Origin of the sequence: Streptosporangium sp. NPDC001681 (genome assembly GCF_040298085.1) — a bacterium.
Lineage (GTDB): Bacteria > Actinomycetota > Actinomycetes > Streptosporangiales > Streptosporangiaceae > Streptosporangium.
On the sequence record NZ_JBEOZN010000079.1, the window covers coordinates 24,363 to 46,522 of the forward strand.

Below are 22,160 nucleotides of genomic sequence, written 5' to 3' on the forward strand. Positions count from 1 at the left end.
TTCGGCGGCGGACGTCGCAGGGGCCGGCGAACAGCCCAAACGGCCTGCCCTCCCGGTCGGGTCTAATCCCTCCGGTGATGTGTCGATCATCCTCGCGAGTGACGTCACGGCCCTGCCTCTGTTGTCACGATCTGGTCTGTGGCAACGGAGGCAGCTCTACGGGCGGGTTGGTGGCGGGTCGTCGGGAGGGGGGTGCTGTTCCTCGCGGCGATAGCCGCCTCCTGGTGGCTCGTCGGTATCATCTTCGCCCTCGGCTCAGGATGGTCGTTCCTGGGCGGGTTTCTCGGCCTCGCCCTGGTCGGCTGTGCCCTGGTGGTGCTGGTCGGGATCTCCGAGGACGTCCCCTGGGCGGCCTGGGGGACATTTCCATTCCTCGCCGTACTGCTGTTGACCGGCATGTTCCTACCGGGCGACTACTACCTGAGCACCTTCGGTGAACCGGTGACCACGACCGTGGCGGAGCGGACATGGGTCGAGGGCCGGAGGTCGAACAGGGACCATTACCGGTATGTCCTGCGGGGTCCGGATGGTCGACTCCTTGAAGAGGTAATCAGGAAAAACAAGTACGAGCCGCCACTGGAGATCGGGGCGCCGGTCGAGATGCTGGTGGATCCCCGGGGCGTGTTCGAGGCCAGAGAGCCGTCGGAGCTGGGATCGTTCACCGTTCTCTGGGTCTCGGCGGCCGGGGTGGTGCTGATGGCGATCGTGCTCAGCGTGATGGGTGAGCTGAGGCGCCGGACCATGCTCCCCAAGGGTTCAGGCGCTTCGAAAGCCGATGACTCCGAAAGGCCCCCGACAAAGCGCGGTTCCGGGAACCCCGCCGAGTCCGACAGACCCAAAAGCGCACCCCCGACGCGCCGTCCGCCCGGCCATCCGGCCCCGACGGACGCGTGTGCGATACGGACTGGGTGCTCAACGTCGTCACGGCGTGGCCAGGGGGATGATCCTGCGGTATTTGCCGCCGGGTGACTGCTGTGGTGGCTCCTCGGCGCGTTCGATCGTGACCTCACCGACCTTGTGCTCGGTGAGCAGGTGGGTGACCTTGTCGCGCACGGTCTGCCACACGCGGTCGGCGTCGGCACCATCTGCGGTCCGTAGGCGTACGCGCAGGACGGCGGGCGCGGTCTGGACGAGCTGGAACTGCTCGATGCCGGGAACGTCCAGTACGGCGCCGAAGGCCATGGGCGAGATACCGACGTGCTCGCCGCGATCGGTGGGGAAGGTGAGCAGGTCAGCGACGCGGCCCTGCACCCGGATGGCGGGGAGCGGGTTGCCGCACGGGCAGGGGTCGGGGCGGAGCAGGACGCTGTCGCCGAGGTCGTAGCGCAGGATCGGCTGGACCCGGTTGGCGAGGTTGCTGATCAGGACGGTGTGCGAGTGCTGACCTGGCGGGACAGGCCGGAAGTCGGCGTCGACCGGCTCCAGGACAGCCCAGTCGCTGTTGACGTGGTACCAGCCGTGCGCGCAGCCGAAGCTGAGGAAGCCGCACTCGGTGGAGGCGTAGGCGGCGCGGACCTTGGCCTGGAACGCGGTGGCGATCCGCTCCCGGGCGTCCGGGGTCAACGTCTCACCGCCGGGGACGACGACCGCCGGGCGGATGCGCAGACGGCCCGCTTCCTGCTCCCCGGCCAGCAGCGTGAGCATGCCCACGAAGCCGGCAAGACTGGCGGGATCGTACCGGTTGAGCTCGTCGACCAACTCCGCCATCGGCTGTTTGATCGAGAAGACCCGCATCATCCGGCCGAGCCACGGTCTGTCCAGGCGGAACCGGGCCGGCGTCGCGACAGTGGAGAAATGGCCGCCGGGTGCGGTGACTATGGCGGTACGGCCGGCGCGGGCGAGGGTCCGGATGACATCGCGGGCCGCCAGCCCGCCGCTGGCGCGCAACCCGACGGCGGTGCTCACCGCCAGGCTCCGCTCGTCCAGCACGAAAAGGCCGCGCAGACCGCTGGTGCCGGAGGTGGTGACCACCAGGTACCCGCTCTGGAACCGCTCCCCTACAAGGCTCGGGTCGGCCACGAACGCCTCGACCCGCTCGAGCGTCACCTGGCGGTCGGTGACCCAGTCGTCGAAGCGGGCCATCAGCATCTTCTTGTCGGTGACCGGAAGCAGTGCCGGGTCGTCGACCTGCTCTGGCAGGTCCCGATACAGCTCGCGGTAGTACGGCGAGTGAGCGCGGGCGTAGGCCACCATCTCGGCCAAACGAGCGCGCTGCCGCTGCGCGATCGCCGCGGGGCCTTCCCGCATGGCGCGTCGTGCGTCGCGGACGAGCTGTCGGACGCTTTCTTTTTCTTCCATGAAGGGCTGGTCCCTTCTCCTCATTGGTGAGCGGAATGTTGCCTTCCTCGGGCGCTGGGCAGACCATCGGGCCCGGCGACAAGTGCATTCCCTGGCCTGGGAGCGCGGGCGTTGATGGTGTTGAGCGCCCTCGTCATGGGCTTTCCGTGGGCGGCCGCACCGAAAGCAGGCCATGCATGGCGATGTCGAGGCCACGCCGGGTGGCCTCCCACAGTTCCTCCTGCGACCGGCCAAGCTGGACGCTCGCCAGGCCCGCCTGCTGGATGGCGCCTATCAAGGATCCGGTCATCGCCGCCGCGGTGATCGGATCCAGATCGTCGGGGAACGCCTTCAGCAGTTCGCCGGCGATACGCCGCTGCAGCTCCAGCAGCAGGTACAGCCCCTTCGCCTGAAGCGCCGGCGTGGTTAGGGCCAGCCGGGCCGCCGCCGACAGCTCCTCGGGCTCCCGCCGGGGAACCTTGGGCCAGCGGTGGGCTCTGTACTCCTGGATCATCCTCGCCAACACCTCGCCCGGGCTCTCGTCCGGCCGACGTTCCGCGATCGCCCGGAACAGCACATCGAAGTCCCGCTCCGTGTCGACCCACAGCACCTCGTCCTTGCCGCGAAAGTAGTTGGAGAACGTCTTGGGATCGACGTCCGCCGCCGCGGCGATCTGCGCCACCGTGGTCTGCTCATACCCCTGCTCCTCGAACAGCCGGATAGCCGCCATGACGATCCGCTGTCGGGTCAGCCGCTTCTTCCGTTCGCGTCGCGACTCCTGCATGCCCCAAATATACGTCTACTAGAATTTTCCCGACAAGCGGAATAATTCATGAACTGTCACAAGGGCGCCAGGGGTATCGGTGAAGGAAGCGGTTCGGGAGATGCGCCGATCATCGTCACAGTGGATGAGTCATCGGTCACGGCTGAGCGGTGTGCGCGCAGCTAAGTGGTCTGCGCTGGAAGCCTCTCGGAGGTTTGACGGTCGGTGTGTCAGTGGCCATGTAAAAAGTGGGCCAGACCCACACGCACCTGGCCATTGACAATCGTGCTCAGCGTGATGGGTGAGCTGCGACGCCGGACCATGCTCCCCAAGGGGACAGGTGCTTCGAAAGCCGATGACGCCGATGACTCGGAGAGGCCCCCGACAAAGCGCGGTTCCGGGAACCCCGCCGGGCACGGCAGCCCCAAACGAGCGAACGGCTCCAAAAGATCCAAGAAGCGAAGAGGCTAGGGCTCCCATTGCGGCGGCATGGTCCTCGTTTCCCGGCGCCACGCCCACTGGCTGGGGAAACTCATGCACCACCTCCGTGGACACAACCCGTCTCAACGGCTGGTAACGCGTAATGGCGATGAGTTCGCCAGAGGCGCCGAAGCTCGAAACCCGGCTCTGTTGTCGACGTGGCCGGCGGCGTGCGGCATCGTGACCAGGCCGTCGACGAACGCGGTGATCTTGTGGTGGGAAGCGGTAGTTTTCATGTGAAAAGTGCCTCGTGGACTGGTGTGGACAGGGCCTTCGACAGGCCCTGTCCTCCCAGGTCGTAGGAACTTTTCCGGGGTAGACGATCAAGCCCGGCGAAATTCACCGCGAAAGCCCGAAGCCGATGGAGGCATCTCATGACCGCCGGGTCCGAGAACAAGCAGAACAAGTCCCCCCGCAAGGGTGGCGTGCGCGAGAGCCTGTTCCTGTTGGTTTGCGGCGTCGTGGTGGCGGTGCTGCTGCAGCTTTTCGTCTTCCGGCTGTTCTGGATCCCGTCGGAGTCCATGGAGAACACCCTGCGCGAGGGCGACGGCGTGGTCGTCAACAAGCTGCACGGTGCGACCGAGCGTGGTGACCTGGTGGTCTTCAAGGGCTGGAACGGCGAGGACACCATCAAGCGGGTCATCGCGATCGGCCGCGACACCGTCAAGTGCTGTGACGCCAAGAAGAGGATCACCGTGAACGGGGTCCCGCTCGACGAGAAGGACTACCTCCACCCCGACGACTTCCCCTCGGGGGAGGAGTTCGAGAAGGTCGTTCCCGAGGGCCGCCTGTGGGTCATGGGCGACCACCGCTCTGCCTCCCAGGACTCCCGCAGCCACGAGGAGCAGGAAGGCGAGGGGACGATCGCGGAGGCCGACGTGATCGGCCGTGCCATGGCGATCTTCTGGCCCTTCTCCCGGGTGGCCGTCCTCTCGACGCCGGACACGTTCACCCAGGCGTTCACCGAGGACAGGTAACCGCATCTTTTCCGCTTGACTCGTCCCAGCAGGCTGTCGCCGGCGCCCTGGCGGTGAGGCCGGAGCGGATGATGCAGTTCTTTCCGGAGGTGAACGGCAGGGATGGAGCCAACATTTGACGATCTGCTCGTCTCGGCGCGGAGGTCGGCCGTACACCTGGAAATGCGCGATGGCTACATGCGCAGCGATCCGGCGTTCATCGCCTGGAAAAGGGGAGAGGAGATCGTCCCGGCCACCCGATGGCCGGCATGGTTCGCACCCGTCGGTACCGCTCGTGCTCGGGGCGTCCAGATCCAGAGGGCACGCATCGTGTCCGAACCGATCACCGACTATGTCCGCTTCGAGTACGACATCACGGAGGGGTTGAACCTCGCGGCGGGTGAGGACGTGCGGTGGCTACCCCGATGCCGGGCCTCGGACCTGGCCTTGCCCGGCAACGACTTCTGGGTCTTCGACGACACCACGGTCATGTGGAATCACTTCACCGGAGACGGTGAATCGGCAGGAAAGGAAACAAGTGACGATCCGGCGGCGGTGAAACTGTGCACGTCGGCGTTTCTGGCCGTCTGGGAGAGGGCGCTTCCGCATGCGGAATACCGGGCCGTCTGACCGTAGCCTGGCAAAGAAATCAAGATCGGATCACGGTGAGCGTGCTCAAATCAGTAATCATCCTCCGGAAAGTGGTAGCCATGACTGCGGCGCTGGCATCCTTTACGGGTGCTGTGATGATCGTTTCTATGATGGTGAATGTCAGAACATGGGCGCCTCGGCTGATGGTGGCGGCCAGCATTCTTTCCCTGTGTTTTATCCCGCTCATGATCATAGAGAAGAGTCGCATGGCGTCCGAGAAGGATCGGTCTCCGGAGAGGGGTGAAAATCCTGAGCCGGCGCGTCGCCAAGAACGCCGGACTGACCCAGTGGGAGCTCCGCGAACAAACCATGATCTTCTTTGCCGAGTTCGCTCACTCCGACGTCTGTGATCCTCAACCCCCACCTTGGCCCCGGCTCCGGCCGGGACATTCACTTCGGTTCCGCCATCGCCGCATATCTGTGTCGGTATCCTGGCAGGCGGCCTTCTCTCACGCGTTCGCCGACGCCAGGCCGCTCTTCTCCAGAAGTCTCATCCAACTGTCCCGGTGCTGGCCTCGCCGCTTACGGCGGTTGACGGCATGCCCCCCGATGACGGACGCGATGAGCTGGGGATAGCCCTCGCCGAGGACGTGGAAGTCGAAGAACGTGACGATGTCGGGTGACAACTCCGTGGTCTCGACCGTCTCGACGTCGACGTGCTTGTAGGCGAAGGCGTAGTCGTCCCCGTCGCAGAAGTAGACGTCCCCGTCCTGGAGGTCGAGGTAAATGCCGTTGCCGCACTCGATGTCCTCGGGAGCGCCGTAACGCTCACAGCCGATGCTGAGCGGATTGCCCAGCGGACAGTACGGATTGATATGGCGGTCAGCCCAGGCTTGACGGCTCGCTGTCTCGGGGGGCCGCTGGAAGCGAAAGTAGTCTCCGCCCAACCGGTGGAACAGGCCGAACACCTCCGCCACCCCCGGGGGAAGCCCGGGGATGGGTTCTGACTCCCTCGGCTCCTCGATGATCACGCCGAAACTGTGCTCGGCCTCCACCCGCTTGAGCAGATCCAGCTTCGCCCTGATCCCGGCCGGCTTCCCGCTGCTCTCCTCGTCCATGTAAAAGGTCCTCTGCCGTCATCGAAGATCGTGTGCGGTGGCATCCTCCCACCCTCCACCACCCGAGACCGGACCAGAACGGAACGAACTCAACGCGTGCGGTCACGTGGAACGCCCACTGAAGGCCGGTGATCAGGCCCACAAGGACGCGGCCGATTACCCCTGGTCGAACTCACCATTCCTCACACCACCGATGAACCCGTGCCATTCATCAAAGGTGAAGCTCAGCATGGGGCCGTTGGGATCTTTGCTGTCTCGTACGGCTCGGCCGCCGCTGGGCAGGTTGGCTACCTCGACGCAGTTGTCGTTGTTGGTCCCGCTGAGGGTGCTCTTGCGCCATTTCAGATGGTGGAGGTTGGGGGTTTCCACCTGGCGGCTCCTTGGTGGGGTGTTTTGGTTAGTCGAGTTTGTTGTTTTTGATGCTGGTGATGAAAGTTCTCCATGCGCCGGGGGTGAAGTTCAGTGTGGGGCCGTTGGGGTTTTTGCTGTCTCGTACGGCTCGGCTGCCGCCGGGTAGGTTGGCTACCTCGATGCAGTCGTCGGTGTTGGCTCCGCTTAGTGTGCTCTTGTACCAGCTGAGGCTCTGGGCGCTTTGGTCCACTGTGCTTCACCTATCCCGTGAGTTGCTCTACGAGTTTCGCAAGGTACCGAACCGACTCTTCTGGCGATAGAGCCAATGTCATCACATGATTGTAGATAAGGCTATATCGCTGGTAGTCCACCTGCTGCTCAAGCCAGAGGTTTTCCGTTACGGTCACGGTGTAGATGAGGCTCGGGTCGTTGGGGAAGTCCAGAATGACGAACGCCCCGTCCAGGGCGGGGTGGGCGCCGGCGGAGTCGGGAACCACCTGGATGGTGACGTTCGGCCTGGCGGCCATCGCGATGAGATGGCTGATCTGCTCACGCATCACCTCGGCTCCACCGATCAACTTTCGCAACGCGGCCTCGTCGATCAATGCCAGCAGGGTTGGCGGATTCTCACTGGTGAGGATCTCCTGGCGCGCGAGCCTTGCCTGCACATGGCGTTCAATGAGGTTCTCGTCCAGAACCCGGCCAGCTCGCCATACCGCTTTCGCGTATGCCTCTGTCTGGAGTAACCCCGGGACGAGGACAATCTGCCAAGTTCGGATGATGCTGGCGCCTGCCTCGAAGTCGGGCAGGCTGGTCCGGAAGACGTCCTGGTACTTCTCCCACCAGCCGCGCTGGCGTGACTCCCTGGCGAGGGTGATCATCGCCTCGCGCTGGTCTTCGTCGGTGACACCGTAGAAGTCGAGCATCAGGCGGATGTCATGGACGCTGGGAAGCTTCCACTCGTTGCGCTCCATCCTCGATATCTTCGACGGCTCCCACTCCAGTCTTCTGGCGGCCTCGGTCACCGAGAGGCCGGCTTCCTGGCGGAGTTGGCGGAATGCCTGAGAAAGCCTCCGTCGCTTGACCGTAGGGCTGTTCACCATGCTGAGACCTCCCTTGGGAATTGTCCGATATGACCTCCGGTCAAAATGGACAATTTATCGCACAATCACTTGTGCGTTGCGATTTATACTTTGCTCTGCCAGCATGCTAGTGGGCTTGAGGCGAGAAAGTGGGCGCATTGCGACAGTGGTAAGCGCTCGCCCTCGGGGCCTGGGTAAGCGTGTCCGAGTTGATGATATATCGGCGATTAGCATATTTAATGCTACTTGCAGGTCGACAATTCGGACATAAGTTGCATTTCAGCCTTGAATCGACAGAAGGAATATCTGCTCTGATCGATGTGGAATAAGAGGGATGGCGACGTTAGTGATCCTGGTCTACCTATCCGGCCCAAGCGGTTGCGATGGTCGCATCCCGTCTTGTCTCCACTGAACCGATGCCAATAGGCGAGGCCGCCACGGTGCAGCAACACCGTGACGGCCTCTTGAACCGGACTCTGGAGGTCCAATCCCATGCTCGATTTTACAAGAGCGATCCGGGTCATCCGAATGCGCTTCAGTGGTGACCGGCCGCCCGCCCCGTTGGGGTGTCGGTGGTGTGGGCATTCGCCCTACGCGCACGATGACCGATGCCTGCCCCATCGGCAGGCGCACGCCTACGAGCGGCCGACGCCCGCGCAGTTCCGGGCGCGGCTGGCGGAGTGGTGGCGGCTGGGGTTCGCGGGGCGCCTGTCAGCCTCGGCGGAGGTACGCCCGCCGGGGGAGACACGGTCGTTTTCCGGTCACGGACGTCACGCCCGGCCTGTGGAGCCGGTGGTCGCCGGGTCGCTCGCGTCGTACGGGCGAGGTCGACCACCGGACGATCTCACTTTGAGCGGGCGGAGGTCGTACCCGGGCATGCTGCGGCAAGGGAAGGCGGCGTGAGCGGGCGGCATCGGCGGGGAGAGCCCGTCGATCAGCGGGGCCCACGGCAGTGGGACCGCGAGCAGCGGGAGGTCGCGGCCCGGCTGGATCGGGCCGAGGCGGGCTGGCTGGTCATGTACGGGGTGGGCGGGCGCCGGTTCTACGCCATCGCCGCCGGGCAGGTTCCCGAGCCCCTGGTCGTCGAGGCGCGTACGGCCGAGGAGTTGTGCGCGCTGATGCGCGAGAGCGAGGCCACCGAACCGGCGACGGTGCCGTCACCCGAGCAGCCGCCCGGCGTGCGTATGGTGCCGGAACCCCAACGACAGCCGGGACTCCAACGACAGCCAGAACCCCAACGACAGCCAGAACCCCCAAGGCGGCCGGAATCTCACCGACAAACGGAATCCCACCGGTACTGGCAAGGAGATTCGATGATCGCAGGCACCCCCGACGGGCTCCGGACCGTCTGCTGGGACATTCCCCGTGACCCGGCGACCGTCGGTGAGGCCCGCCGGATGACGCGGGACACCCTCACCGGCTGGGGCCTGGCGCCGGAGTTCGCCGACGACGCGGTGCTGGTGGTCGGCGAGCTGGTGGCGAACGCCACGCTGTACGGCGAGGAGCCGATCCGGCTCTCGCTCTGGGGCATGCCCCAGGGAGTCTGCGTGCGGGTCACCGATCACGGCTCCGAGCGGCCCCGCAAGCTCAGCCTGGGTGAGGACGCCTCGCACGGCCGGGGGCTCGCGATCGTGGAGGCGCTGGCCGACCGGTGGGGCGTCGTTCCGGTGCCGGGCGGGATCGGCAAGACGGTCTGGGCCGCCTGGGGGATCTCCCACTCGGAGTCCGACGCGTCCCGCACCGTCGACTGCGCGGAGCTGGTTCCGTCCTCCGGAGTCCGTGAGGAGGCATCCATGGAAAAAGGATCCCGTGCCCGAGCAGGGGCGTTCCTGCGGTCCTCCTCCGTCATCGAGGCGGCGTTCATGGCATCCGCCCGGTTCCGTGCAGGCGACCTGCTCGCCTGATGTCCGGTATGGACCGCGATCCCGCGGCCGAGAAACCGGGACCGCCAGGGCGGCCTTCCCGATGCTCAGAGCAGGTGAGGAAGGCCGCACGGGGCCGCATCAGCCAGCCGGTGAGGGGAGGTGATGCGCCGGCTGCGGGATCACACCGGACGGTCAGCCCGTGACCAGTTTGCCGAGTTCGGGGAGTACCGCGTCGGCGACGGTGATCCTCTTCTCGATCAGCCCGTTGGCGTGGAAGAGGTCGGCGACGTGCTGCTGCTCGGCGACGAACTCCTCGCTGATCGGGTGCAGGCCCCACGGGCGGGTGCGCAGCGCGTGCTCCCAGGCGTCCAGGTCGCCGCCGTCGTCCTTGGCGAACAACTCCGCCGCCGCGCGGGGGTTCTGCCGGGTCCACTCGTCGGACTCCTGGAGCGCGGAGACGATCCTGGCCAGCTCCTCGGGCTGTTCGAGGGCGAAGTCGCGGCGGGTGAACCACAGGGAGCGGTGGCTGAACAGGCCGTCGGTGGCGACCAGTTCCCGGACGGATGCCCGCTGCTCGACCCCGGTGAGGTAGGGGTAGGAGCCTACCCACGCGTCGACCTCGCCGGACAGGAACAGCTCGGCGGCGTTGTCGTAGACGTCGACCGGGACGATGTCGCTCCAGCCGAGACCGACCCGCTCCAGGGCGAGCAGCAGCAGCGTGGTCTGCCACGAGCCGTGCCCGAGGGCGACCCTCTTGCCCTTCAGGTCTTCCAGGCTCCGGATCGGCGAGTCGTCGAGGACGACCAGGCGACCGTTCTCGATCCGGGGTTCGGAGATCGCGACGTAGACGACGTCGTGCCCCTTGGCCTGGGCGGTCACCGGGGGTGTGGCGCCGGTGCCGATGAAGTCGTAGCCGCCGTCGAACAGGTGGTCGCTGTGCACCGACGGCAGCGCCCTGGTGGGGTCGACCCGCTCGCCGGTCGGCAGGGAGCGCAGGTTCACCCACTCCACGTCGGGGAGTCCCCGGTGGCGCAGCACCCAGAGCGAGTTGTTCTGGGGGAAATATCCGACTCGGGTGGTCATCAGGTACGTCCTTTCAGGAGGGGGAGCACGTGTGTGCCCACCCGGTGTGCCTCTTCCAGGTGCGGGACTCCGGCGAGGATGAGGGCGTCCACGCCGAGCCCGATCAGTTCGTCGAGCCGTTCGGCGACCTGGTGGTAGTCGCCGACCAGGCCGAAGGCGGGGCCGTCGCGCAACTCGCCGAACCCGCCCCAGATGTTGGGCGAGACCTCCAGGTCGCGGAGGTCCCCGCCGGCCGAGGCGAGGAAGGACCGGCTGCGCCGCACGCCGACCGAGTCGCCGGAGCCGGACTCCCCGCCGGAGTCGCGGTGCACCCTGGCCGCCCAGCCCCGGCGGAGCTCGTCCCACGCCTCCTCCTCGGTCTCGCGGGCGAGCACGTCCACCCGGACCGCGAACTTCGGCGGGGTGTCGCTGTGCGCACGGACCAGGTCGAACTTCTCCGCCAGCGCGGGGTACGGCTCCAGCCAGGACAGGTAGTGGTCGGCGTGCCGCCCGGCGGCGGCGATCGCGGCGGGGGAGGAGCCGGAGAAGAAGATCTCCGGGAACGGCTGCCCGGCCAGTTCCTCGGGCAGGCCCGCGTTCTCCACCTGGTAGAAGCGGCCGTGGTGGGTGTGGGAGCCGTGCCACACGCCCTTGAGCACGTCGAGGAACTCCGAGGTGCGCGCGTAGCGGTCGTCGTGGTCGATCCGGTCGCCCCACCAGAGCTGCGCGGGTCCGCCGCCGCCGGAGATGACGTTGTAGACCACCCGCCCGCCGGTGGCCCGCTGCAGGGTGGCGGTCATCCGGGCCGCCTGCACCGGGTGCAGGAACCCTGGCTGGAAGGCGATCATGAACCGGTAGGAGCGGGTCTCACGGGCCAGGGTGGCCGCCGCGGCCCACGGGTCGTCGGTGTGCGGGAAGGACGGCAGCAGCCCGCCGACGAAGCCGGAGTCCTCGGCCGCCCTGGCCACCTCGGCCATGTAGTCGACGTGGCTGTAGCCGTCGGGGGCGCCGTCCCTGACTCCCGGCGCGAGGGCGCCCGGCAGGTCGGCGAAGCCGCCGCGGCTGCCGCCCCTGCGGCGCAGCGAGGGCTGGTCGCCCTCCATGTGGATGCGCCAGTAGATGTCAACCGGCATGGGTGCTCTCCTTCAGCAGCGGCAGCAGGTGCTCGCCCAGCCGGTAGGTCTCCTCGGGGCGCGGCCCGGCCTCAAGGAAGAACTCCGAGACGCCCCGGTCGGCGTACTCCCCGATCGCGGCGGCCACGGCGGCGTAGCAGCCGGTCAGCCCGGTGAAGCCGGTACGGCGGGCCGCCGCCAGCGCCTCGTCGTCGTCCTCGCGGGCCAGCACCGGCAGCCGCAGACCGTACGCCACGCCGGGCAGTCGCGCGGTCAGGGCCTCCAGGTCGTCCTGCGGTGAGAAGACGTGCACGTCGGCATGGCGGGCGGAGAGCTCAAGCGCCTCCGGCGAGGTGCCGCCGAGGTAGACGGTCGGGAAGACCCGTCCGGAGAGCGGGGCCGCGAAGCCGCCCCCGGCCACCTGGTAGAAGCGGCCCCGGTACTCGAAGTCCCCCTGCCAGACGCCCTTGGCGACGGTGAGGAACTCCTCGGCCCGCGCGTACCGGTCGGCTCCGGTGAGGAAGTCCCCCTGGGCCCTGGCCACCGCCGGGTCGAGGTCCACCGCGAGCCGCCAGCCGAGCCGGTCGGCGGAGAAGCGCTGCAGCGAGGCCGAGAGCTTGGCCAGGTAGACCGGGGTGGCGATGCCCGGGTGGAACTCCGCGATCACCCGCAGGTGGCGTGAGTCGCGCAGCACCCCGGCGGCCAGCACCAGCGACTCCTGCCCCTCGGGGTCGAAGGGCAGCAGCGCGCCGGACAGCCCCGCCAGCTCGGCGGCCCGGCCCGCCGGTCCCGCCGGATCCGAGCGGGCGGGCCGTACGTCGGTGACGAAGCCGGGCAGCACCGGCCGGGCGGCGCTCCGGGTGGGCAGCGTGACGTTGAACCTGGCCATCACGCCACCGCGCCGGGCGGAACGTCGCGCGTTCGCGTCACTGTGCGGGGTGGAACGCCGCGCGCCCATGGCACCGTGCCGAGTGGAACGTCGCGCGTCCGCGTCGCCGTGCGGGGTGGAACGTCGTGCGTCCGTGGCACCGTGCCCGGGGAAACGTCGTGTGCCCATGCCACTGTGCCGGGGCGCCGTGCTGTGTGGGAGCGTTCTCGCGGACTGGCCGGAATCGATGGGACAGCCATGTCAGATCTTTCCTAGAGGCTCGGTGGAGACGGGAAAAGGCAGCGCGGGGAGGGTGAACTCCTGTCCGGTCTCCTTCAGGAACTCGGGCGGCGGCGGGTAGCGCGGGGGAGTCGCGTCGGCGGGCAGCAGGCTGTGCCAGGGCTCCCGCGCGTCGAACTCGTTCCGGATCGCCGCCAGCGTCTCCGGCTGCTCGACCAGGGCGACCGCGGTGGCCGCCAGGTAGCGGGCGGCGGCCAGCAACCCCTGGTGGGCGATGTTCGTGCCGGTCGACGCGGTGGCCGCCCAGGAGTGGAGCGGTACGCCGAGCGGCACCACGGGCGCGACCAGGCTGAGGTGCGGGGCCTGCCAGCCGACCTCGGAGGTGTCGCTGGACGGGCCGCCGAGGTCGGTCTCCGGCGGCGGGGTGAGCGGTGCGATCCCGGTCGCGAGCCCGATCCGCGGCCTGTCGATCGCGGCCTGGAGGCGGAGGGCGAACTCGTGGTCTGAGTCGGTGAACCGAGCGGGACCCAGCTCGGACATGGTGTGATGCAGCAACTCGGCCCCGGCCCGGTTGCCGAGCCCCTGCCGGATCGCGGTCACCAGGCGGTGCTCCAGCCGGGTCCGGCCGGCCGTGGCGGCTGCCCCGGCGCACTCGACGACCTTGTCGTACAGGGTCCTGGCGCGTTCGTGGGTCGCCTCGCGGACGTAGACCCAGACCGTCTGCACGTCGGGTGTCACGTTCGGGGCGCCACCCCCGCTGAGGGTGTAGCTCACCCGGCCGGACGGCGAGACGTTCGCGGCGCGCAGGTGTTCGATCATGGTGGTCAGCAGCAGGGCTCCGTCCAGGCCGCTCCTGGTGCCCAGCGGGTCGGACCCGTGCCCGGCCGAGCCGAGGAAGGTGAAGGTCCCGGAGATCAGCGCGCTGGTGACGTTCCAGCCGGTCGCCGTGACGGGTGCCGGATGCCAGTCCAGGAAGGCGTCGAGCCCGTCGTAGGCGCCGTCGCGCACCGCGTACGCCTTGCCGACCAGCTGTTCCTCGCCGGTGGAGGCGAAGACCTTTACGGTCGCGCGGTCGCCGAGCGCGACGGCGGCGGCGATGGCCGCGCCCGCCGACGCCGCCGCCAGCGCGTTGTGCCCGCAGCCGTGCCCCGGACCGTACGCGGGGCCGTAGAGCGGGTCGCCCGCGTAGCCGATCGGGTCGTGGTACGGCACGCCCGCGTGCTGGGACAGGCCGGGCAGCGCGTCGTACTCCACGTTGAACCCGAGCACGGGGCCGCGCCCGCCGCGGGTGGCGACGAAGGCCGCGGGGAATCCGGCGGTGCCCCACTCGATCGCGAAGCCGTACGAGCGGAGCAGGGTCGCGGTGGCCGACGCCGAGCGCCACTCGCGGAGCGACGGTTCGGCGTACGACCAGATGGTGTCCGACAGGCCGGTCAGCACGGGCTCGTTCGCGTCGATCCAGTTCAGCGCGGTTTTCTCCGTGCTCACCGCGCCACTCCCACGTGTCCGGGCTCCTTGGCGGAGACCCCGAGGTCGGCGAGCAGGCGGCGGCGGAGCGCCACGAAGTCGCCGTCCACCCGGTCGCGGGGGCGGTCCAGCTCGACGGTCAGGTCGGTGACGAACGCGCCCTCGCGGAGCACGACGATCCGGTCGGCGAGCAGGATGGCCTCCTCGACGTCGTGGGTGACCAGCACCACGGCGGGGCGATGCCTGGCGCACAGTTCGGCGATCAGGTCCTGCATGTGCAGCCTGGTCAGCGCGTCGAGCGCGGCGAACGGCTCGTCGAGCAGCAGCAGCTCGGGCTCGCGGACCAGGGCGCGGGCCAGCGCGACCCGTTGCGCCTCGCCGCCGGACAGCGTCGCGGGCCAGGCGTCGGCGTGGCCGCTCAGGCCCACCTCGGCGAGTGCCGCCAGGCCCTTGGCGCGGGCGCCGCGGCCCTGCCCGAGGATCACGTTGGCCAGCGCGCGCTTGGAGGGGATCAGCCGAGGCTCCTGGAAGACGACGGTCCGCACCGGCGGGACCAGCACGGTCCCGCTCGTGGCGGCGTCCAGCCCGGCGAGGATCCGCAGCAGCGTCGTCTTGCCGGTGCCGCTGGCACCGAGCAGCGCGAGGAACTCACCGCGCCGTACCCGCAGGTCGATCCCGTCCAGTACGGCGCGGTCACCGAAGACCCTGCGCAGGTCCGTGGTCTGTACGGCCAGGCTCATCGGGCCGCCACCGCCTTCCGCCATGGCATGGTGAACCGCTCGGCCAGCCGGAGGATGACGTCGGCGGTCAGCCCGATCAGCGCGTAGAGGATGACGCAGAGGGCGAGGATGTCGGTGCGCAGGTAGTCGGTGGCCCTGGCCATCAGGTATCCCAGACCGGCGGTGACGTTGATCTCCTCGGCGGCGATCAGCGCGACCACGCTGAGCGTGGTCGACAGCCGCAGCCCGGCGAAGATCGAGGGCAGCGCGCCCGGCAGCACCACCTCCCTGGCGAGAGCGAGGCGGCCGAGCCCGAACGAGCGGGCGGCCTCCACGACCTTGCGGTCGACGTTGCGCACCCCGCTGGAGACGTTGATGTACATCGGGAAGGTGCAGGCCACGCTGATCAGCAGGATCTTGGAGGTCTCCTCGATCCCGAACCAGACCATGAACAGCGAGGTCAGCGCCAGGAACGGGATGGCACGCAGCGCCTGCATGGAGGAGTCGAGAAGCTCCTCGCCGAGCCTGCTCAGCCCGGACAGCACCCCGATGACCAGCCCGGTGGAGGCGCCGAGCAGCAGGCCGAGGCCCGCGCGGGTGAGCGAGACACCCAGCGCCTCCTGCATCTGCCCGTCGGCCCACAGCTCGCCGAAGGTTTTGACCACCTCCTGCGGACCGGCCAGCACGTCAGGGGTGATCACTCCGGACGCGGTTCCCGCGTACCAGAGCCCGACGAGCAGGACCGGGCCGAGGACGCGCAGGGCCAGGCTCGCCGCCGGATGGCGGCCGGTGTTCCTGGGCGGGTCCGGCGGGACGAGCCCCGCCGTTTCCTGTCCGGTCAGGACCGTCATGAGGCCGCGTCCGGCAGTGAGGTGACGTCGACGACGTACTGGGAGACGTCCAGCGGGGCGGTGAGGACCTTCTGGTCGAGGAAGAACTTGGCGACCTCCTGGTACTTGGCGATCTCGGCGGCGGTCACCGGCTGGGCGGGCTTGCCCTGCTTCTGGATCTGGACCACCAGGTCCTGCTGGGCGCCGGTCACGGCCTGCGGCCCGGCGGAGGTGAAGACGTTGAGGTAGGCCGCCGGGTCGGCGTTCTCCTTGGCGGTGCCCTCCTCGATGAACGCGTACAGCGCCTTCAGCACCTCGGGGTGCTTGTCGATCAGGGTGTTGGCGGCGACGTAGATGACGTAGTTGTCCGACTCGATCTCCGCCCCGCTGGCCAGGATGCGGGCGTCCAGGCTGGTCACGGCCGGGATGAGGAAGGTGGAGAAGGTCGACCAGGCGTCCACCTTGCCGGAGCCGAAGACCGGCGCCGTCTGCGGCGGGGCCAGGTAGACCCGCTTGACCTTCTCGACCGGCACGTTGAACGTCCGCAGCGCCTTGAGGAGCAGGTACTCGCTGGTGCCGCCGTGGCCGACCGCCACGGTGTGCCCGGCGAGGTCGGCCACGGACTTGATCGGGGAGTCCTTCTTGACCACGATCCCCTCGCCCGCGAGGTCCGGCGGGACGGTGGCGAAGATCTTGAAGCTGGGCTTGACGGCCAGCGCCGTGACGCCCGAGGTGATCGAGCCGACGGCGATGTCGAGCGACCCGGCGTTGATGGCCTGCGCCGCCGGAGCGAAGACGGAGAAGTCTCCGGCCCACTGGACCTTCGCGTTCACCTTGGCCAGGGCGGCGTCGAGGCTGCCGTCCTTCTTCGCCACCGCCAGGAAGCCGCTGTTGCCCGGATCGGAGATCCGCACCACCACCGGCTCGGCCTTGGCATCCGGCGCGGCGGCGGCCGAGGTGTCCGCCGAGGGAGTGGAGCCGCACGCGACCAGCAGGGCGAGGGGGAGCGCGGCGGCCAGGGCGAGTCTACGCATGGGATTCTCCGTGGGATCGGGCATTGGCGAGCGGGGTGTGGTCGGCCCAGGTGGCGACGTCCACCGCCGACTCCAGGAAGCCGTGGCCGCGCAGGAACCGCTCCTGCTCGGCGAGCAACTCCAGGCGCTCCGCGGACAGGTCGAGGTGGAGGGAGGCACCGGAGTGGTAGGCGCCGGCCACTCCCGCCGAGCCCGCGCCGGTCTCGGCGCCCAGGATCCTGGTGACGTCGGCCGGGTGGTCCGCCGCCCAGTCGGCCGCCCGCAGGAGCACCGCGAGGAACCGGGTGACCAGGTCGGGGCGCTCGTCGAGCAGCCGCTGGTGGACGGTGATGGGGCGCGGCGTCCCGTTGTTGATCCGCGCCCGCCGGTCGGGAACGGCGTCGAGGTCGACCGCCACCTCGGCGTTGTGGCGCAGGGCCGCCTCGACGGCGAGCGCGCCCTTGACATAGACCGCGTCGACCTCGCCGCGGGCCAGGGCGGCCAGTTCGGCCTCCCACTGTCCGCCGCCCGGGGGAGCCTCGACGTCCACCGGGTCCGCGTCGCCCAGGTCGAGTCCGGCCAGGGAGAGCGCGCCCCGGAAGCCCTGTAGCGCCATGGCCCGCCAGAAGTCGATGGCGAGGCGGTGCCGGGGGACGGCCAGACGTAGACCCTTGAGCTGCTCCGGGCTCTCCAGACCACTGCCGCCGCGGACCAGGATGACCTGGCGCTCCTCGATCCAGGTCAGGCCGATGAGCCGGGTGGCCTCGCCGCGCGAGCGGGCCCAGAGCGCGGGGACGTTCCCGCCCTCGCGGAACAGGCCGGTCAGCTCGTGGGTGAAGTGGTGGTCGGCGGAGACGTCGGCCGCCGCGTCCTGCAGGGACCGGACGCCGATCCCGTCGGGTGCGAACTCCTCGGTGAGCCAGCCCCGGTCGGCGGCGACACCGGTCGCGGTGGGCACCGGACACCGGGTGAACCAGATCGTGTCTGGCGCAGCTGTGGTCATGCGAAAGAGTTTGCTAGTAAATTGGTAGGAAATGCAAAGTATGTCCCGCGATGCGGGAAACCTTTGCGCCGCTGACCGCTGCTACCTGCTCATATCCCTCCCCACCCGAGAGAAGGAGATTCCCGCATGACGGCATCGAGCCGCGTGGACGGTGTCCAGTCGGTCCTGCGGGCGGTCGGGATACTCAACTGCTTCCGCGAGGGCGAGCCCGCGCTGACCGTCTCGGAGCTCGCCCGGCGGACGGACCTGTCCACCTCCACTGCGCACCGGCTGGCCCGCAGCCTGCTCGACACCGGATTCCTGGAGCAGGACACCGAGACCGCCTGCTACCGGCTGGGTCCTTCGATCACCGAACTCGGTCAGCTCTCCTTCCACCGGCGCGGCCTGCACAAGGTCGCCCCGGAGCTGGGGCAACTCGCCCGGGTCACCTCGGCCACCGTGGATCTGGCGGTCCGCAACGGCCCGCACGCGGTCATCCTGGCCGGGGGTTCCCTCAACCCCGACCGGGGAGTCGGCCTGCACCGCCCGCTCCACTCGACGGCGCTCGGCAAGGTCCTGCTCGCCTGGGCGCCGCCGGGGAACGGCGACCTCGCCGCGCTCGGCCCGCTCCAGGCCCAGACCCAGCGGACGATCATCGACCACGCCGCCCTCCGCGCCGAGCTGGACCAGGTGCGCCAGAGTGGCCACGCTCTCAACGACGAAGAGTCCTCGGAGGGCGTCCGCACCGTCGCGGTCCCCGTTCTGGACCGCGCCGACCGCGCCCGCTACGCCCTCGCCGTACGGGCGACGCCCCGGCTCATCAGCGACGCGCGAATCCCCTGGTTCGTCAAGCAGGCCCGCGCCTGCGCCCGCGTCCTGGAGGTGCTCCTGCTGCCTCCCGCCGAACGCCGCTGGCACTCGTGATCCGGCGGGCACGGCACCCCGGCTTCGACCTGCCGCACTGACGGCGAGTCATGAACCGGCGCAGACGATTATCACACCGGCCATTGATTCGCCGTTGGTCCGGAACGTATGTTCCTAGCAACATCCGAGTATGCCTCATGTTTTAGGGATTCTCCTATGCATGCACGTCTCAGGCGGACGATCACGGCGGCCTCCGCGCTGCTGATGGCCCTCGCGCTGACATCCCCCCTCGTACCGGCATCCGCATCCGTACCGACGTCCGCGGTCACGGCCGCGGCGGCCTACCCTCCCGACGACTACTGCCTCGGCGAGTGCGCCGACATCCTGCCCCCGGGCCAGAACGGCAACGCGACCCTGGCCGGGATCCTGGCCCACCAGTCGCTGGGGACGAAGCCCAAGCACAGCGACGACCAGCTCGGCAAGTACGCCAACCTCCTCTCCGGCTACACCGGGCTGACCAACGACCAGATCGCCAATTTCTTCAACGACGCCTCGTTCGGCGTCCCCGAGGGGCAGGTGGAGAGCACCATCAGCCCCCGCTCGGACGTGACGATCGTCCGTGACAAGGCGACCGGCACCCCGCACATCACCGGGACCACCCGCGAGGGCACGATGTTCGGCGCCGGGTACGCGGGCGCGCAGAACCGCCTCTGGGTGATGGACCTGATGCGGCACGTCGGCCGGGGTGAGCTGACCTCGTTCGCCGGAGGCGCGCCGGGCAACCGGGAACTGGAGCAGAGCGCCTGGCGCAACGCCCCGTACACCGAGGCGGACCTGCAGGCGCAGATCACCAGGCTGCGGAACGCCGGCCCCCGGGGCGCGCAGCTCTACACCGACGTCGAGCACTACATAGCCGGCATCAACGCCTACATCGACACCTGCATGGCCAACCGGGACTGCCCCGGTGAGTACGTGCTGACCGGGCACATGGACGCGATCACCAACGCGGGCGGCCCGGTGAAGTTCACCATGACCGACCTGGTGGCGATCTCCGGTGTCATCGGCGGCCTGTTCGGCGGCGGCGGCGGTGCGGAGATGCAGTCCGCGCTGGTCCGGGTCGCGGCCCGCGCCAAGTACGGCACGACGGTCGGCGACCAGGTCTGGGCGGCGTTCCGCGCGCAGAACGACCCGGAGACGACGCTCACCCTGCACGACGGCCAGAGCTTCCCCGCGGGGAACGCGCCCGCCGGAGCCACCGGAGTCGTCCTCCCCGACCCGTCGACGGCGCCGGTGAACATCGTCGAGAACAGGACCGGGTCGGCCACCACCCCGGCCTCGGCCCTGACCGCCAAGGGCATGCTGGACGGGCTGCTCGTCGACAACTCCAAGCCGGGCATGTCCAACGCCGTGGTGGTCTCGGCGGCCAAGTCGAAGACCGGGCACCCGGTCGCGGTGTTCGGCCCGCAGACCGGCTACTTCGCCCCCCAGCTGCTCATGCTCCAGGAACTCTCCGGCCCCGGCATCCGGGCGCGCGGCGCGGCCTTCGCCGGACTCAACCTCTACGTGCTGCTCGGCAGGGGCACCGACTACGCCTGGAGCGCGACCTCCAGCGGCCAGGACATCACCGACACCTACGCCCTGCAGCTCTGCGAGCCCGGCGGCGGCGCGGCCACCGTCGCGTCGAACCACTACCTCTACCGGGGCGTCTGCACCGCGATGGAGACGCTGCGCAAGACCAACTCCTGGAAGCCCACGGTCGCCGACTCCACCCCCGCCGGCTCGTACGACCTGGTGATCCAGCGCACCAAGTACGGGCTGGTGAGCTGGCGCGGCACGGTCGGCGGGCAGCCCACCGCCTTCACCACGCTGCGGTCGACCTACCACCACGAGGTCGACTCGGCGATCGGCTTCCAGATGTTCAACGACCCGGCCGCCATGGGCGACGCGACGGCTTTCAAGAACTCGGCCGCCACCATCGGCTTCGCGTTCAACTGGTTCTACGTCAACTCCACCGACTCGGCGTACTTCATGTCGGGCAGCACCCCGGTCAGGTCCTCGGTCTCCGACCCGAACCTGCCGATGACCGCCGACGCGGCCCATGAGTGGGCGGGCTACGACCCGGCCACCAACAGCGCGACCTACACCGCTCCCGCCACCCACCCGCAGGCGGTCAACCAGGACTACTTCGTCAGCTGGAACAACAAGCAGGCCAAGGACTACGGCGCCGCGGACGGCAACTTCAGCTTCGGGCCGGTCCACCGGGCCGACCTGCTGGACGCCCCGATCAAGGCGGCCCTGACCGGAAGCGGCAAGCTCGACCAGGCCGGCACCGTGAAGATCATGGCGGAGGCCGGCGTGACCGACCTGCGGGGCAAGAAGGTGCTGCCCGACCTGCTCCGGGTGATCAACAGCGCCGCGGTGACCGACCCGGCCCTCGCCTCCGCGGTCTCCAAGCTCTCCGCCTGGACGTCGTCGGGTTCCAGGCGGCTGGAGACCTCGCCGGGCAGCAAGGCCTACGCCCATGCCGACGCGATCCGCGCGTTCGACTCGTGGTGGCCCAGGCTGGTCCGCGCGCAGTTCAAGCCGGGACTGGGAGACGGCCTGTACCAGTCGCTGGTCAACGCCCTCCAGATCAACGAGTCCCCCTCGGGCCATCAGCAGGGCGACCAGTCCACCCTGCCCACCTCCGCGAACGAGGCTCAGGCGCACAAGGGCTCGGCGTTCCAGTACGGCTGGTGGGGCTATGTGAGCAAGGACCTCAGGAGCGTGCTCGGTGACCAGGTCACCGGGCCGCTGCCCGCCAGGTACTGCGGGGACGGCACGGTGGCCGGCTGCCGCACCGTCCTGCTGAACAGCCTGTCGGAGGCGCTCGCCGAGCCCGCGGCGACGACCTACCCCGGAGACGACGTGTGCGCGGCGGGCAACCAGTGGTGCGCCGACGCCGTCGAGCAGTCGCCGCTCGGCGGGATCACGCACTCGCTGATCTCCTGGCAGAACCGGCCGACCTACCAGCAGGTCCTGTCCTTCCCGGCCCGCCGGGGCGACGCGATCACCAACCTGGCGGAGGGGAGGACGGCCAAGTCGTCGAGCAACCAGCTCCTCTACCCGGCGAGCAGGGCCGTCGACGGCAACCCGACGACCCGCTGGTCGAGCTCGTCCAGCGACAACCAGTACCTCCAGGTCGACCTCGGTTCCGCCACGACCGTGGGCAGGGTCATCCTGCGCTGGGAGGCGGCCTACGGGGCCGCGTACTCGATCCAGACCTCGACCGACGGCTCCACCTGGACCACCGTCTACTCCACCACCGCCGGAAACGGCGGTGTGGACAACGTGACGTTCACCCCGACCACCGCCCGCCACGTCCGCATGCAGGGCGTCACGCGCGGGACGACGTACGGCTACTCCCTCTACGAGCTGGAGGTATACCCCCGATAAGGCACGCCCTGAGGTAGCGGACGGCTCCGTCAACCGGTCACCAGTTGGCGACCTCGAACATCGCACCTGGACGGATGTCCCCGNG

The 22,160-nt window shown here is 68.9% G+C and carries 20 protein-coding genes; 6 read left to right on the top strand and 14 right to left on the bottom strand.

What is annotated here, in order from left to right; genetic code table 11:
* Nucleotides 1-138 precede the first annotated feature (138 nt).
* Complete coding sequence (locus ABT130_RS30255; RefSeq protein WP_350960998.1) at nucleotides 139-969, top strand: hypothetical protein; 831 nt, start codon at nucleotides 139-141, stop codon at nucleotides 967-969.
* On the opposite strand, the gene ABT130_RS30260 is transcribed toward ABT130_RS30255, so the two are convergent.
* Together ABT130_RS30260 and ABT130_RS30265 are read right to left on the bottom strand one after the other, a co-directional pair.
* Nucleotides 922-2,298: a phenylacetate--CoA ligase family protein gene (locus tag ABT130_RS30260; RefSeq protein WP_350961001.1), complete on the bottom strand. Its 1,377-nt coding sequence runs from the start codon at nucleotides 2,296-2,298 to the stop codon at nucleotides 922-924. The genes ABT130_RS30255 and ABT130_RS30260 overlap by 48 nt on opposite strands.
* 133 nt (nucleotides 2,299-2,431) lie before the next feature.
* Nucleotides 2,432-3,061 carry a TetR/AcrR family transcriptional regulator gene (locus ABT130_RS30265; protein ID WP_350921906.1) on the bottom strand — a complete coding sequence of 210 codons (630 nt, stop codon included), beginning with the start codon at nucleotides 3,059-3,061 and terminating at the stop codon, nucleotides 2,432-2,434.
* A gap of 833 nt (nucleotides 3,062-3,894) precedes the next feature.
* Between ABT130_RS30265 and lepB the strand changes: the two genes are divergently transcribed.
* Both lepB and ABT130_RS30275 read left to right on the top strand, forming a co-directional pair.
* Nucleotides 3,895-4,497 (top strand): signal peptidase I, encoded by a 603-nt coding sequence (lepB, locus tag ABT130_RS30270; protein ID WP_350961004.1) that lies wholly within the window; start codon nucleotides 3,895-3,897, stop codon nucleotides 4,495-4,497.
* 102 nt (nucleotides 4,498-4,599) lie between these two features.
* Nucleotides 4,600-5,106: a DUF6879 family protein gene (locus tag ABT130_RS30275; protein ID WP_350961007.1), complete on the top strand. Its 507-nt coding sequence runs from the start codon at nucleotides 4,600-4,602 to the stop codon at nucleotides 5,104-5,106.
* Between the two features lie 470 nt (nucleotides 5,107-5,576).
* Here the strand turns inward: ABT130_RS30275 and ABT130_RS30280 are convergent, their stop codons facing one another.
* The 4 genes from ABT130_RS30280 to ABT130_RS30295 all read right to left on the bottom strand — a co-directional run bounded on the left by ABT130_RS30280 (nucleotide 5,577) and on the right by ABT130_RS30295 (nucleotide 7,639).
* On the bottom strand, nucleotides 5,577-6,185 hold the full coding sequence (locus ABT130_RS30280; RefSeq protein WP_350961010.1) for a hypothetical protein: 609 nt from the start codon (nucleotides 6,183-6,185) through the stop codon (nucleotides 5,577-5,579).
* A gap of 156 nt (nucleotides 6,186-6,341) precedes the next feature.
* A complete protein-coding gene (locus tag ABT130_RS30285; RefSeq protein WP_350961012.1) occupies nucleotides 6,342-6,554 on the bottom strand; it encodes a DUF397 domain-containing protein in 213 nt (70 codons plus the stop codon).
* A 28-nt stretch (nucleotides 6,555-6,582) separates the two neighbouring features.
* Entirely contained in the window at nucleotides 6,583-6,786 is a 204-nt protein-coding gene (locus ABT130_RS30290) for a DUF397 domain-containing protein (protein WP_350961014.1), read from the bottom strand.
* Between the two features lie 10 nt (nucleotides 6,787-6,796).
* The gene (locus tag ABT130_RS30295; protein WP_350961017.1) at nucleotides 6,797-7,639 is read right to left on the bottom strand and encodes a helix-turn-helix domain-containing protein; all 843 of its coding nucleotides are present in this window, start codon (nucleotides 7,637-7,639) and stop codon (nucleotides 6,797-6,799) included.
* An 878-nt stretch (nucleotides 7,640-8,517) separates the two neighbouring features.
* On the opposite strand from ABT130_RS30295, the gene ABT130_RS30300 reads away from it, so the two are divergent.
* On the top strand, nucleotides 8,518-9,522 hold the full coding sequence (locus tag ABT130_RS30300) for an ATP-binding protein (RefSeq protein ID WP_350961020.1): 1,005 nt from the start codon (nucleotides 8,518-8,520) through the stop codon (nucleotides 9,520-9,522).
* A 153-nt stretch (nucleotides 9,523-9,675) separates the two neighbouring features.
* Here the strand turns inward: ABT130_RS30300 and ABT130_RS30305 are convergent, their stop codons facing one another.
* From ABT130_RS30305 to ABT130_RS30340, 8 genes are all read right to left on the bottom strand, one after another.
* Nucleotides 9,676-10,566, bottom strand: a complete 891-nt coding sequence (locus ABT130_RS30305; RefSeq protein WP_350961022.1) for an aliphatic sulfonate ABC transporter substrate-binding protein — start codon at nucleotides 10,564-10,566, stop codon at nucleotides 9,676-9,678.
* Nucleotides 10,566-11,678, bottom strand: coding sequence for an LLM class flavin-dependent oxidoreductase (locus ABT130_RS30310; RefSeq protein ID WP_350961025.1), 1,113 nt, complete (start codon nucleotides 11,676-11,678; stop codon nucleotides 10,566-10,568). The genes ABT130_RS30305 and ABT130_RS30310 overlap by 1 nt, the downstream gene beginning before the upstream one ends.
* Nucleotides 11,668-12,714, bottom strand: coding sequence for an LLM class flavin-dependent oxidoreductase (locus ABT130_RS30315; protein ID WP_350961028.1), 1,047 nt, complete (start codon nucleotides 12,712-12,714; stop codon nucleotides 11,668-11,670). The genes ABT130_RS30310 and ABT130_RS30315 overlap by 11 nt, the downstream gene beginning before the upstream one ends.
* 72 nt (nucleotides 12,715-12,786) lie before the next feature.
* Nucleotides 12,787-14,253 carry a zinc-binding metallopeptidase family protein gene (locus tag ABT130_RS30320; RefSeq protein ID WP_350961031.1) on the bottom strand — a complete coding sequence of 489 codons (1,467 nt, stop codon included), beginning with the start codon at nucleotides 14,251-14,253 and terminating at the stop codon, nucleotides 12,787-12,789.
* Nucleotides 14,250-14,972, bottom strand: a complete 723-nt coding sequence (locus tag ABT130_RS30325) for an ABC transporter ATP-binding protein (protein ID WP_350921952.1) — start codon at nucleotides 14,970-14,972, stop codon at nucleotides 14,250-14,252. Before ABT130_RS30325 ends, ABT130_RS30320 begins: the two co-directional genes overlap by 4 nt.
* Nucleotides 14,969-15,802 (bottom strand): ABC transporter permease, encoded by an 834-nt coding sequence (locus ABT130_RS30330; protein ID WP_350921954.1) that lies wholly within the window; start codon nucleotides 15,800-15,802, stop codon nucleotides 14,969-14,971. Before ABT130_RS30330 ends, ABT130_RS30325 begins: the two co-directional genes overlap by 4 nt.
* Entirely contained in the window at nucleotides 15,799-16,815 is a 1,017-nt protein-coding gene (locus ABT130_RS30335; protein ID WP_350921957.1) for an ABC transporter substrate-binding protein, read from the bottom strand. Before ABT130_RS30335 ends, ABT130_RS30330 begins: the two co-directional genes overlap by 4 nt.
* A complete protein-coding gene (locus tag ABT130_RS30340; protein ID WP_350961034.1) occupies nucleotides 16,808-17,797 on the bottom strand; it encodes an ABC transporter substrate-binding protein in 990 nt (329 codons plus the stop codon). Before ABT130_RS30340 ends, ABT130_RS30335 begins: the two co-directional genes overlap by 8 nt.
* 126 nt (nucleotides 17,798-17,923) lie before the next feature.
* On the opposite strand from ABT130_RS30340, the gene ABT130_RS30345 reads away from it, so the two are divergent.
* A complete protein-coding gene (locus tag ABT130_RS30345) occupies nucleotides 17,924-18,700 on the top strand; it encodes an IclR family transcriptional regulator (RefSeq protein ID WP_350921961.1) in 777 nt (258 codons plus the stop codon).
* Nucleotides 18,701-18,856: 156 nt separating this feature from the next.
* Nucleotides 18,857-22,075, top strand: a complete 3,219-nt coding sequence (locus tag ABT130_RS30350; protein WP_350961037.1) for a penicillin acylase family protein — start codon at nucleotides 18,857-18,859, stop codon at nucleotides 22,073-22,075.
* The last annotated feature ends 85 nt before the right edge of the window (nucleotides 22,076-22,160 follow it).

Coding starts and splice junctions, on each gene's coding strand:
- ABT130_RS30260 (WP_350961001.1), bottom strand. CDS start 2,298: ATGGAAGAAAAAGAAAGCGTCCGACAGCTCGTCCGCGACGCACGACGC.
- ABT130_RS30265 (WP_350921906.1), bottom strand. CDS start 3,061: ATGCAGGAGTCGCGACGCGAACGGAAGAAGCGGCTGACCCGACAGCGG.
- lepB (WP_350961004.1), top strand. CDS start 3,895: ATGACCGCCGGGTCCGAGAACAAGCAGAACAAGTCCCCCCGCAAGGGT.
- ABT130_RS30275 (WP_350961007.1), top strand. CDS start 4,600: ATGGAGCCAACATTTGACGATCTGCTCGTCTCGGCGCGGAGGTCGGCC.
- ABT130_RS30280 (WP_350961010.1), bottom strand. CDS start 6,185: ATGGACGAGGAGAGCAGCGGGAAGCCGGCCGGGATCAGGGCGAAGCTG.
- ABT130_RS30295 (WP_350961017.1), bottom strand. CDS start 7,639: ATGGTGAACAGCCCTACGGTCAAGCGACGGAGGCTTTCTCAGGCATTC.
- ABT130_RS30305 (WP_350961022.1), bottom strand. CDS start 10,566: ATGACCACCCGAGTCGGATATTTCCCCCAGAACAACTCGCTCTGGGTG.
- ABT130_RS30310 (WP_350961025.1), bottom strand. CDS start 11,678: ATGCCGGTTGACATCTACTGGCGCATCCACATGGAGGGCGACCAGCCC.
- ABT130_RS30315 (WP_350961028.1), bottom strand. CDS start 12,714: ATGGGCACACGACGTTTCCCCGGGCACGGTGCCACGGACGCACGACGT.
- ABT130_RS30325 (WP_350921952.1), bottom strand. CDS start 14,972: ATGAGCCTGGCCGTACAGACCACGGACCTGCGCAGGGTCTTCGGTGAC.
- ABT130_RS30330 (WP_350921954.1), bottom strand. CDS start 15,802: ATGACGGTCCTGACCGGACAGGAAACGGCGGGGCTCGTCCCGCCGGAC.
- ABT130_RS30335 (WP_350921957.1), bottom strand. CDS start 16,815: ATGCGTAGACTCGCCCTGGCCGCCGCGCTCCCCCTCGCCCTGCTGGTC.
- ABT130_RS30340 (WP_350961034.1), bottom strand. CDS start 17,797: ATGACCACAGCTGCGCCAGACACGATCTGGTTCACCCGGTGTCCGGTG.
- ABT130_RS30345 (WP_350921961.1), top strand. CDS start 17,924: ATGACGGCATCGAGCCGCGTGGACGGTGTCCAGTCGGTCCTGCGGGCG.
- ABT130_RS30350 (WP_350961037.1), top strand. CDS start 18,857: ATGCATGCACGTCTCAGGCGGACGATCACGGCGGCCTCCGCGCTGCTG.